Consider the following 12,770-nt stretch of genomic DNA (forward strand, 5'->3'; position numbering starts at 1 on the left):
TTATTAAAATATTTATTACGGAAAAGGCAAAGTATTGCATGCTCTGTCAAGCTTTACATTAGTCACCCTTTCAACAAAATCATATACTTTATCATCATAAAACCTGGGCATTAAATGAGGAAACCAATTTAAATCAAGTACTTTAGCTACTTTCAAATTCTTAATATCCCTGAATGGTTTTATAAAGACTATCAGGGGATCCATTTCATATTTCAAATTTAAATCCTTTATAATACTCTCAAGATTAAATTCTTTGCTGCTGCAGTCTTCGTATTTAATTTTTGGAGGCTCCTTATCTAAATATGAATAGGCATTCACCAGTAAATCCGTCGGTAACCCCAAAAAAATCTTGGAATAATCAAGTTCCTTAGTTTTGGTACTCCTGCTTCTCTTTTTATCTAAATTTTTATATCCGTATTTCATTTGAAACAATTCTTTTATAGCCAATTTCAATGCAGTATCAATGTCATCAGATGCCCCCAATCCGACATAAAATTCTTCATTATGATAAGCCTTGCCCAATATAACATAATAGTCTTCTAACAAAGATATATTATAAAATTTCAATTCTTCAAATCCGTTTGAAACAGCCTTATATTCATCTATACCATCTAAATCAATAATAATTCCTTTACTCTTAGACAAATAATTAAAAATATAACTTTGCCTTTCGATAAACTCTCTCATCGCTTCCATAACACACGATTTTGAATTCGTATGGGACGCCATTCCGCAGGAATCGGCAAAAATCTTTTTATCACCAAATACTCTGCTATATTCAATTTTTACGGCTTTATTTTGAATAAATGAATAACCATAAATTCCATTACCTTTATAATGTTTATTACGTACATTTCCCGAAATAAAAGTTTCCCTCTCCAAAAATTCTCCCAATCCTGCCAGCAGAGATAATTGCTTTAACTGTAAGCTTACTCCATACCCACTTATTCCGTTATTAACTTTCGATTTAAAAGAACTTAGAGTCCCGTTTGAAAGAAAATTTGAACTTTTATACCAATAACTTACATATAAACTATCATCCATATTCATAAAACCCCTTTAACTATAAAATTATACAATCAGGTCTTGTCCTCACCGAATCCTCATCAATAGAATACTGCTTCAATATTTTTTTATCTAATGAATTTAATATAATACTATGATTAGCTACACAATTTAAAAGGTCCTTTGATACACATTTGACAGTTAAAAAATCTTGATACTTGTTTGTATTCAGCACTACAAGCTCCAAGGATGTCAGCCAAGGTTTAAATACTACTTTATCAAAATCATTATAAATTGGTTCCATGCTATTTAAAGAATCAGTCAATGAATTAATAAATTCATATATATCCCTGTGTTCTTTTTTACTCAATTTGTAACGAAAGGATTTCCCTATCCCATCATAAAACATTTCCAATAGCCTACATTCCATAAGAGCCGTATTTAGAGAATCCATAAAAATTTTTTTAAGACTGACTCCTGTAGATATAATCTCTTGATCTTTAAATGTTATAACAATTATGGTATATATATTGGCAATCTCATTAACAGCAAAAATTAAAACCTCATATGAATTCAACCCAGTTTTGTTAATTAAATTTCTGATTTTTTTATCATGTTTTACCACCGAACCCTTTCCAGCATACCAAAAAAGCATGGCCTCATTCTTTTCAATCAATTCAAAAAATGCTTTTTGTTTTAATTTCTCAGAAAAATACCCCGACGAAGTTCCGGTAGTATCTATAAGACCATATTCGTCGTTATATCCGTAGCCGAATAATTTCCTGTTTCGTTCATAAATTTTTGAATTTAATATATCCATCGAATAAGTCTTTTCCTCTTTATTTGTATTTACTCCCATCCTAAACCGTTCTAGATGCTCTTGATGCAATTTTTTAAAAGCCGTATATTTTGATGAATCAATAGCACAGGAAGTAAAAGGAGTCAATTTATCCCTTATTCTTAGAGTACTAAATATCCCAAATGTCTTGTTTAAATCACCTATAAAATTTTTTTCACCTGACATATAGCTCGAATATAAATAAGAAAAAATCATATTTCTCTCCTCACAAACTGATTTGAAATATAAAGCATACTCCTGCAGTTAAGCCCCAACCCATGTGTAAATGCCTGCTGGGGAACCAATAAGTTGTGAATTCTCAGATCAATTTTATCGGCAGCCATATGAATATGCTCCATGACTCGGCCTATTTGCAATATACCTTCAATAAATCCCGATTCTCCTTTATCCATAACCGCCATGTTTATATCCAAAAAATACGATATACCTATATCAAAATCATCTTTTAAACATTTTAGGTCGCATTTCTCATAGTCTATATCTTTGTATTTAATCAAACATTTTTCATTATAATCTATACAATAAATTCCTGATGATATACAATCCGCGTTTTTAACTATCAATATGGGCAAAAAATAAACCATTTCCTTCGATAATTCAAATTTTACCAATTTTTCAACCATCATCTTAATATCTCCTGTTATTTGAGAAAAAGGGATTCTGTTTATAGATAAATCGGGAATATTAAAATTGATTTTCATTTTGGAACACCCATTGTTTTTAGATTCTTCCAACAATTCGTTTACACTTACGGTTGACTGATAAAAACGAAGTATTCTGTTTATTTTATTTTGAGTATGTTCTTTTAAATAAAAATAATTATTGTAATCAATCATAGCAATCACACAGCTCCCAATACATAGCACTATCCGAATATACGCTGTGATTTTTTATATCAATATAATATACACCGTTAATATTCGACATATCTTTGACTTCCAAACTATATAATAAGGTTTCAGTCAAAAGCATCATATCATAATTAGAAAAATTGTTTTTTACCTGGAATTTTGCATCCTTCTTATATATTAAATCCAATAAAGTTTGAAAAGAAACCGTATTATGTGCTTTAGACATTCCTCTCAGCGAAGCCTCCAAATTGCCGAAAAAGCACAGAGGACACGGATTATACCATTCTCTTTTATAATAGTTGGTAATATATATTTTATTATTATAATAAAAAGCAAATCTGCAGAGTATATTTTGTTCCCTAAAACTACCTACGATTTCACTAAAATATCTAAAATTAAACGGATTCAAAAAAATTATATAAAGGTCGCCTTTTTTAAGATTTCCTACATTTGTGTTATCTATTGCCAATTTTTCGTATAAAATTTTTTTATCATATCCCTTAGCGTTAAATTTCATGCTGTCTAAGAATACATCATCATTTGAATATATGACTATATCCTTATAGTCAACCGGCTTATCCTTTATTAAATAAATCAAATTATTATCAATCATAAATTTAATACCATCGGAAGTCCTGTCCTTCAAAAAATTTTCAACCTGTTCCCGTTTAATTTCATATACGGCATTTTCATCACACCAATTCAAAAAATCAATCATATTTTTATCCTTTAATATAACTAAATTTTCCGAGTTTTGAACCACTGATTTATCATCATAATTTGTTATTAAAAATGGAATTACTTTATATGTCAACTTTCTCACCTCCAATAAGGATTGTTTTTATCCAGAGCATCATACTGCCTTCTTTTATAAACCATAAACAATAAAGGTATAATCAAAACGGCAAAAAACATTTTTAAATCAATCCCGTATTTATATAAAAAAGGTGATACAACAACAGCATAAAGATTGCATGCCATATGACTGATTACAGCCGGATACAAATTATCCATCCATAATACTAGAACCATAAAAAGAATACCTCCTATAAAAGTATAGATTCCCTGTATACTATTCATGTGTCCCACACCAAACATAACAGCCTGCAATAAAATCACCGTAATCAATGAATAACTTCTATATAAACATCTAGAAAAAAAATGCCTGACGGCTACTTCTTGTACTATTGGTCCTATAATTACGGCCAATATAACAAATGTATAAACATTATTTCCTTCCCATACTTTAAAATTTCTCGAATAATTTTGGAATGACTTAACAAAAAATTTTCCTGTCAAATCTACAATATAACCATTACAACATGATAATGAAAACCCTATTAGTACATATAAAATAATATTCATCGGCTTCAGTTTAAATAAATGTAAATAATCTCCATTTTCTATGCGTTTATTCTTCTTAAAAATATAATAATATAATAAAAATACAAATGCGCCAAAGTATAGATAATATAAATCAAATTTCATAAATTCAAACTGAAAATAATCTTTAGGCGATAATATTCCAACTATGCCTAACAACCTGGTTACTAAATAAGGAAACAACTGTCCCAAAAATATAGAAATAAGCATTGCCAGTGCTAAATAATATAACCAATAATAAAGCGGCCCCTTATGGACTTTTTTCTTCTCCACATCATTCACCTCCATTAAATTATGTATGATGGCAAATCGACATATCGATTTGCCATCATAAAACAGTTACAGTATTATGTCTTCCTCAATAAGAGATGCTGAACCGCCGTCACCACTGCAACATAATACTATAATCCCACAGAGGCTACCACCTCCGCCACTGCCACCACCATCGTCATTACCGCCACCACCTCCGCCACCGGGGTCTGGTACATGACTCATTATTCCTAATCCAAACTCTTCATCTTTCATAATTGTCGGGTTATCACTAATGTTCTGTGTTCCTGCTTTTGAATGAATACTTGCATTGGGATTATAAATTGGCTCCATTTTTTACCCTCCTTTCTTTAGTAGATTAGTGTTTGTATATAAAAATACTAAACACTCAGGCTTCAATATTAAAACTTTTATACGGGGTTGGCCGTTCCCCTGTAGAATTATATTGAATAAATCAGTGAACAAAATCACTGCTTACCCTGCGATTTTATGATTTTATATTTATCTATCCTAAATAACCCCTATATCGTTTTCCTGATTTTAATTTTATTACCTTATAAAAATACATCAATATGCTTTAAACGAACAACACCTCCGCCGGTGCGAACGACATCTACGGCTAATCGAACGTCACTTTAACGGAGGTGAAAGATATTTTTGTTATATAGATTCTACTTTTTAAAAAAATCTTTGTATTTCCTTCCGATAGGAAGAGCAATATCTACATTTTTGAGTTTGACCACATCTGTACCTTCAAATTCTTCTACATATTTTGTGTTTACTATATATTCTCTATGACATCTTATAAAGCCTTCTGCCAATTCAGTCAAAAGTTTTTCCATAGTAAATTTATAGGAAGGAATTTCAATTTTTTTATTAATGGTATTTACAAATATGGAACCTTTATTGGATTCGATATAAATAATCTCGTCTTTATTTATCACATGGGTATGTCCCTTATGATGTAATACAATATGATTTTTACTGTCATCATCTTTTTCAGTTTCACCGTCAAATACTTCCAAGGCTTTCCTTACTTCTCTTTCCGGCAAAAGTTTGATATCACTGCAGCTCATTCCTGATATATCAAATTTCTTCACGGGAACGGAAACTATAAAAAATATCGGCGTTAATTTATGATTTTCCGTCTCCCTTATCTTTTTAGCCAGTTCAATCCCCGTACAGCTTTCAAATTCCATACCCAGCAGAAACAAGTCATAATGATTGATTTTTATATATTTTAAAGCTTCTTTAGCATGTTTTGTTATAGTGATATTTAAATCATTGCGTATATATCTTGCCGTATCTGCCAGACTTTCAGCAACAGCTGATTCCTCCTCCGCAATCAGCAGACTGCTCATTTAAATACCCCCTTTTCCCCGATGTTTTAAATTTTTTTACTTTTGATAATATTAAATTCTACATTATTTTTATATTTCCTCTAAAAAAATTAAAATAAGTATGAATTTTTTTTAATTCATACTTATAAGTATATAACAAGTTATAAAACCGAAGGGACGGTTCTTATGGCCATTTTCCCAACCGAAAGAACCGTCCCCGCGGTTTACATTCTCCTGTTTTTCATATTGTTTCTTTCTATCTTATTCCTTCCCTTTCCGCATATTCCTCAAGGTTTATATCTATAGTGTCATACACTTTCTTTTCTCTGTACATCTTTCCGTCTTTCCCTGAGAATAAATGAGCTTTTTTATCTTCTGTGGCAAACCCGTTATCGTACAGCAATCCTTTTGAAACGGATTTGTCAGACCAATATATTCTGTTTTGGTCTTCTAAGCTCAGTAATTGGCTATATTCAGGGATAGTATGGGATATATCTTCCCTTATATCCTCCAAATCCCTATATTCAATATTCAACTTGTCAGCCCAATCCATGAATAGTTCAAGATTGCTTTCTCCTATTCTCGGTTTGATTCCCGGATTTACTTTTTGAATCCTTCTGTCGGATCTTGTGAAGCTTCCCGAAGATTCATAGGAACTTCCGATAGGAATTACAACTTCTGCTTCTTTGGCTGTTTCCGTGTTGAATATATCAAATACTCCGAGGAATTCAAGTTTCTTAAATGTTTCCTTTAATTTTTTATCTGCCTTGACAGGATCTTCTCCCAAAACTATCAAGCCTTTTACCTGGCCTTTTTCAATAAGCTCTGCCACTTCTTTTCCGGAAGTTCTGAAGCCCACATCCCATGCTCCTTGACTATTGTTTTTAACTCTCATAATAATAATTCCTCTGTGAGCCTTTCCTATCTTTCCGGTCAGATATGCAGTTTCACCTAAAAGTTTTACGGCTTCATCCGTAAGAGTATCCTCTTCAACCACTATTATTGCCTTTTTAGCTTCTCCGTACATCTTCGCAATAGCTTCAATATTCTTGTCAACAGATGCATCTTTTACCCACTTTTTCAATTCCTCATAACCTACGGATTTTTCTCCGATTTCCTTTTCGTTCACATATCCTTGTTCAATGAGTACTTTTATCAATCCTTTTAAGAAATTCAAATTATCCTCCGGAGAATAACTTATATCTGCAATATCATCAAGCCTTGTTCCTTCTTTAGATACTGATATTATTTTCTTTCCCTTTTTATATGCCCTTCTCATCTTCATCCCCATTACAGGATGATTTTCATATATATTCCCTAAGGAAAGAATTAAATCCGTGCTGTATATCTCATCATATCCGTTGGCAGATGCATTATATCCGAACAAGTTCTTCAAACCGTCTCCGCCCTCTAATACAAAGGACCCGGTCAAAGATGTGCCGAGTTTATCGGCAATTTTTTTCAAAACAAACAGTTCTTCCGTAGTAAATCTCGGGGAAACAAGTACTCCGATACTATCCTTGCCATACATTCCTCTTATGGATTGAAGTTTTTTAACTACATGGTTTAGTGCTAAATTCTTAGATACCTTTTCTCCGTAAACCGTCGGTTCCAATATCCTGTTTTTATTATTAACATGATCTACTCCAAATTTACCTTTCATGCAGAGGAGGCCTTCCTCCAAGTCTTCCCTCGGAGTAGTTCTGTAAATGTATTCTCCCTTGCTTTCAAGGTTCAAATTACATCCGACTCCGCAGAAAGTACATACTGAAGGAGTAGTTTTTAAATCCACCGGTACTTGCTTCTTAACAGCTGATTTTTCAATAATAGCCCCTACAGGACATGCATCCACGCACTGGCCGCAGGAAATACATTCGGTATCTCTCAAATGAAGTCCGAACTCGGGGCTTGCTATGGAATTAAATCCTCTGTCAATAAGCCCTAAAGCAGTAACTCCCACTACATCATCGCAGACTCTGATACATTTGCTGCAGAGTATACATTTATCCGGATTTCTCTCAATAAACGGATGATAATCCTCGTTATTTCTCTTATGTTTTTCTCCGTGAGCTTTGTCCGGGTCTATATCATATTCATTAATATATTTAAATAACTGACATTCAAAGTAATCCTTACATCCGCATTCCAAACATCGGCTGCCTTCCTTCATTGCCTCTTCAGCAGTCATAGTCTCATTTATGGAATGGAAATTGTTCTTTCTCTTTTCAGGGGATAATACATTGGATATAGCTCTGTCTATTCTTTCTCTGTCTGCAAAATCCTTTTCGGTTAAATCATCTTGTTTTACATAATAACTTTCTTCCAAAGGTTTGATTTCTCCTCTTAAGAAACTGTCCATTACAATGGATGCTTCCTTGCCTTGGGCTATAGCTTCTATGGCAATTTTCGGTCCCGAAACTACGTCTCCTCCTGCAAATACCTTTGGAATGTTTGTCTCATAAGTTCCTTCTTTAACCTGAATAGTATTTTTCTTGGTTACATTTAATCCCTTAATATTTCCCAAAGTTACCTGCTGGCCTATTGCCCCTATAACAGTATCCACGTCAAATACTATTTCTTCCCCTTCTATAGGAACGGGTTTTCTTCTTCCCGATGCATCGGGCTCTCCCAATTTCATCTTCTGGCATCTGATTCCTGTAACCTTGTCATCACCCGTTATCTCAATAGGAGCAACTAAATAATTAAATTCCACTCCTTCTTCTTCCGCTTCTTCAATTTCTACATCCTCTGCCGGAATTTCTTCCCTCGTTCTTCTGTATAACACGCTTACTTTATCGGCGCCCAGTCTTACGGCAGTTCTCGCTACGTCCATAGCGGTATTTCCGCCGCCTACTACTGCTACTCTTTTCCCTATTTCTGCTTTCCCGTTGGTGCTGACTTCCCTCAAAAAGTCAATTCCTCCGAGGACTCCTTTTTTGTCTTCACCTTTACATCGGATACTTGAACTCTTCCATGCACCTATTCCGATAAATACCGCGTCATAATTGTTTTTCAGGTATTCGAGGCTTATATCTTCACCGAGTTTGGTATTATATACGATTTTAACCCCCATCTTTTCAATAAGGGATATCTCCTTATCAAGAACTTCTTTGGGAAGCCTGTATTCCGGAATTCCGTATCTCAACATTCCGCCTCCGTGAGGCATTGCCTCATATATCGTTACATCATGGCCTTCCCGTCTTAAGAAAAATGCATTTGAAAGGCCGGCAGGTCCCGCGCCTACGACTGCCACCTTTTTCCCTGTATTTTCTTTTATTTCAGGAATATACTTTTCTCCAGCAAGATCCATATCCCCAGCAAAAGCTTTTAATCTTGCTATTGAGATAGGTTCTTCCACAAGCTGTCTCCTGCATGCATCTTCACAAGGATGAGGACATATTCTTCCTATACTTGCCGGTACGGGAATCTTATCCTTTATAAGTTTTAAGGCTTCATCAAACTGACCGTTAGCAATAAGCCCTACATAGCCCTGACAATCCGTATGAGCCGGACAAGCCAATACGCAAGGAGGTCTGCAGTCTCCCCTGTGATCCGACACAAGAAGCCTTAACGCTGCTTTTCTTGTATCTACTATTCTGTCCGTGTGGGTTTTTACTACCATTCCGTCTCTTACAGGAGTAGCACAGGCCCTTTGAAGTTTCGGAATACCTTCGATTTCCACAACGCAAAGTCCGCAGCCACCGTATATTTCCATTCTATTATCATAACAAAGATGTGGAATATCTATGCCGTTTTCTTCAGCGACATCCAATATACTTTTGCCGACAGTGGTTTCCACTTCTCTGCCATTTATATTAACTCTTATAACCGACATTCCATTCACTCCTTTTATTAATCTACTTTTACAGCATTAAATTTACATGTATTTAAACAATTTCCGCATTTAATACATTTTTCATGATCAATTACATGAGTTTTCTTAACTTCGCCCGAAATCGCATGAACAGGGCAATTTCTAGCACAAGCAGTACATCCTACGCAGAACTGTGGATCTATATTATATGTCAGCAATGCAGTACATTTCTTTGCCGGACATTTTTTATCAACTATATGGGCAATATATTCATCTCTAAAATATCTGAGAGTTGTTAAAACAGGATTAGGTGCCGTCTGTCCAAGTCCGCACATTGAACCGTCTTTTACTGTAACGGCAAGATTTTCAAGTTCATCCAAATCATCAAGAGTTGCTTCTCCTTTAGTAATCTTCTCAAGTATCTCCAGCATCCTCTTAGTCCCGATTCTACAATAAATACATTTTCCGCAGGATTCCTTACAAGTAAAGTCAAGGAAAAATCTTGCCATGTCAACCATGCAGGTTGTTTCATCCATAACAACCATTCCGCCTGAACCGACAATAGCTCCGGTTTTGACGATATCCTCATATGTTACGGGAGTATCCAATAATTCCTTTGGAACGCATCCTCCTGAAGGGCCTCCCAATTGAACTGCCTTGAACTCCTTGTCTCCTTTTATTCCTCCGCCAATGCCGAATATTACTTCACGAAGAGTCATTCCCATAGGTACTTCTACAAGTCCGCCGTTTTTTATCTTTCCCGTAAGAGCAAATACCTTCGTTCCCTTGCTCTTTTCCGTACCCATTTCTGCGAATTTTTCAGGTCCGTGAAGCATTATCCAAGGTACGTTTGCATAAGTTTCAACATTATTAATATTTGTAGGCTTTTTCCAATAACCTGATTGAGCCGGGAAAGGTGGTTTCAACCTTGGCATTCCTCTTTCCCCTTCAAGGGATGCTATAAGGGCCGTTTCTTCTCCGCACACGAAAGCTCCCGCTCCCTTTTTAATCCTTATATCAAAATTAAAAGAAGAACCAAATATATTATTTCCGAGGTAATTTCTTTCTCTTGCCTGCTTCATGGCAATTTCCAATCTCTTAATTGCAAGGGGATATTCCGCACGGCAATATATAACCCCCTGATGTGAGCCTATGGAATATCCGGCAATAATCATACCTTCTATGACTCTGTGAGGATCTCCTTCCAATACGCTTCTATCCATAAAAGCTCCCGGATCTCCTTCATCTGCGTTACAAACTACATACTTTGTATCTCCTTTAGATTGACGAGCTGCATTCCATTTAAACCAAGTAGGAAAACCGGCTCCTCCTCTTCCTCTTAATCCCGAAATTTTAATTTCCTCTATTACTTCTTCAGGGCTCATGGATTTCAAAATTCTCTCTGCAGATGAATACCCTCCCTTTTCAATGTAATCATCTATGTTTTCCGGGTTTATCCTGCCGCAATTTTCAAGGGCAACTTTAACTTGTTTTTTAACATAACCTGCCGGTTCGTCACTGGTATATATTAATTTATCTTCAATCGGTTGTCCATTTTTCACATGCTTGTCTACTATTTCCCTTGCAAGTTTTTCATCAACAAATCCGTAACTGTAAGTCTTGCCCCCATCAACAACATCAACAATTGGTTCATAAAAACACATTCCAATACAGCCGGTAGGTTCTACAGAAATGTCAAGTTTTTCGTTAGAAACTTCGTCTTTTATTATATCAAGTAATTTTCCGCCTCCCGCAGCTATACCGCAACTGCCTAAACCAACCCTAATTTTCATTCTTTTCACCTTCTCTTTCCTTTTTGTATATATCTCTTATAATCTTTGTTGCTTTAGCAGGAGTCAGTTTACCATAAGCTTCTCCATTAATCATCATTACGGGTGCCAAACTACAGCAACCGAGGCAAGCAACATTCTCCAACGTAAAGATTCCATCCGGAGTAGTCTCTCCCGGAGTTATTTTTAATTCTTCACGTAATGCCCTGCTCACCTCATCAGAACCGTTAACATGACAGGCTGTCCCTTGGCATTGGAGTATCAAATATTTCCCAATAGGATTTAATCTGAATTGAGTATAAAATGTTGCTACTCCATATATTGTTGCTCTTTTAACCCCCGTTTCAGCCGATATATACTTTAAAACGCTTAAAGGCAAATAGCCGTATATATCTTGAGCTTTTTGTAAAATGCTGATGAGATTTCCCTTTTCATGACTTAATTCATTTAAAGTTTCATCTAAGAGCGAAAGATCTACTTGTTCATCTTTAAAATTCGCTTCCAGTTTTTTTTCGTCGCAGCAATTGCTCATTTTGATTCCTACCTTTCTTTTTATTTTTAAAATTTTTTTCATTATCTATTTAATAATTATAAAAACATTTCTCTTTGCATAAATTAAATATATTCCTACCTTACACATTCTATCACATTACATTCATCAGTTCAATAATATATATTTTCTCTACATAATTCATGTTGTATTGTTTGTCTATATAATCTGCTGCTTCAAGCCATAATTTTTCCGTATTTTCATACATCCCTCCAAAATATTTTACATTCTTTAACCTCTTTCTGCTTTTACTGCTTTTTTCTGCATCTATTCCTTCATGTACATAAACGATCTTTGGCATTGCTATATTATACTTGCTTTTGTTAATTCCTTTTTGCTGTAGATGCACATGATCTTCATCCGCTTCTATATATAATGTTTTTATATCCTTCTTCTTGTATTTTTTAGTTTCTGTTGTTGTAAAATCAAGGTTGTGTATTTTATCCATCACGGCCTGTTTACTTATTTCATTCATATATGATGCTTTTTCTCCCGCTTTTCTATAGCTGCTTTCCGCTGCCTCATCGACTGCATTTATTATTACATCCTCACTCATTTTTTCATGCGGTTTTATTCCAACCATATCATCAACAAGATGATGCCTTTTTCCTCCCATTTTGGGTTTAAAATACGTTCTTTCATATGTTACAATACCAAAACTTGTTAAAATCCTATTTTTATCTTTTCTTACTATTTCCCATTTTTTCTTTCTAACTCCGCTGTTACGTAGATATTCATCCATATTCTCCAATACTTCTGTTATAATATCTCTTCCAAGCTCAAATAAAATTTTTTGTAAGGCAAGTATTAAACCAACAATATTTTTATTCCCTTCCATGAAATTTTTTATCTCATTTTCAATTTTTTTTACTCCAAACTCATTAAAATGTTGTATACTATTATACATA

The 12,770-nt window shown here is 34.5% G+C and carries 11 protein-coding genes; all 11 read right to left on the reverse strand.

Features of this window, described 5'->3' with window-relative positions; all coding sequences use genetic code 11:
* Positions 1 to 15: 15 nt before the first annotated feature.
* Positions 16 to 1,044 (reverse strand): YcaO-like family protein, encoded by a 1,029-nt coding sequence (locus EQM13_RS12780; protein ID WP_161567246.1) that lies wholly within the window; start codon positions 1,042 to 1,044, stop codon positions 16 to 18.
* Positions 1,045 to 1,063: 19 nt separating this feature from the next.
* Entirely contained in the window at positions 1,064 to 2,029 is a 966-nt protein-coding gene (locus EQM13_RS12785; protein WP_161567247.1) for a hypothetical protein, read from the reverse strand.
* Between the two features lie 26 nt (positions 2,030 to 2,055).
* The gene (locus tag EQM13_RS12790) at positions 2,056 to 2,700 is read right to left on the reverse strand and encodes a hypothetical protein (RefSeq protein WP_128752905.1); all 645 of its coding nucleotides are present in this window, start codon (positions 2,698 to 2,700) and stop codon (positions 2,056 to 2,058) included.
* Positions 2,693 to 3,529, reverse strand: coding sequence for an McbB family protein (locus EQM13_RS12795; protein ID WP_161567248.1), 837 nt, complete (start codon positions 3,527 to 3,529; stop codon positions 2,693 to 2,695). Before EQM13_RS12795 ends, EQM13_RS12790 begins: the two co-directional genes overlap by 8 nt.
* Positions 3,530 to 3,534: 5 nt before the next feature.
* Positions 3,535 to 4,371, reverse strand: a complete 837-nt coding sequence (locus EQM13_RS12800; protein ID WP_161567249.1) for a CPBP family intramembrane glutamic endopeptidase — start codon at positions 4,369 to 4,371, stop codon at positions 3,535 to 3,537.
* 66 nt (positions 4,372 to 4,437) lie between these two features.
* Positions 4,438 to 4,701, reverse strand: a complete 264-nt coding sequence (locus tag EQM13_RS12805; protein WP_114219680.1) for a hypothetical protein — start codon at positions 4,699 to 4,701, stop codon at positions 4,438 to 4,440.
* A gap of 338 nt (positions 4,702 to 5,039) precedes the next feature.
* A complete protein-coding gene (locus EQM13_RS12810; RefSeq protein ID WP_128752907.1) occupies positions 5,040 to 5,729 on the reverse strand; it encodes a LytR/AlgR family response regulator transcription factor in 690 nt (229 codons plus the stop codon).
* A gap of 235 nt (positions 5,730 to 5,964) precedes the next feature.
* Positions 5,965 to 9,543 (reverse strand): NAD(P)-binding protein, encoded by a 3,579-nt coding sequence (locus tag EQM13_RS12815; RefSeq protein ID WP_128752908.1) that lies wholly within the window; start codon positions 9,541 to 9,543, stop codon positions 5,965 to 5,967.
* A gap of 17 nt (positions 9,544 to 9,560) precedes the next feature.
* Positions 9,561 to 11,315: an NADH-quinone oxidoreductase subunit NuoF gene (locus tag EQM13_RS12820; protein WP_071140474.1), complete on the reverse strand. Its 1,755-nt coding sequence runs from the start codon at positions 11,313 to 11,315 to the stop codon at positions 9,561 to 9,563.
* Positions 11,305 to 11,886 carry an NADH-quinone oxidoreductase subunit NuoE gene (nuoE, locus tag EQM13_RS12825; protein ID WP_206172698.1) on the reverse strand — a complete coding sequence of 194 codons (582 nt, stop codon included), beginning with the start codon at positions 11,884 to 11,886 and terminating at the stop codon, positions 11,305 to 11,307. The genes EQM13_RS12820 and nuoE overlap by 11 nt, the downstream gene beginning before the upstream one ends.
* A gap of 70 nt (positions 11,887 to 11,956) precedes the next feature.
* Positions 11,957 to 12,769, reverse strand: a complete 813-nt coding sequence (locus tag EQM13_RS12830; protein ID WP_161567250.1) for a UPF0236 family transposase-like protein — start codon at positions 12,767 to 12,769, stop codon at positions 11,957 to 11,959.
* Between the last annotated feature and the right edge of the window lies 1 nt (position 12,770).

Origin of the sequence: Acidilutibacter cellobiosedens (genome assembly GCF_004103715.1) — a bacterium.
Lineage (GTDB): Bacteria > Bacillota > Clostridia > Tissierellales > Acidilutibacteraceae > Acidilutibacter > Acidilutibacter cellobiosedens.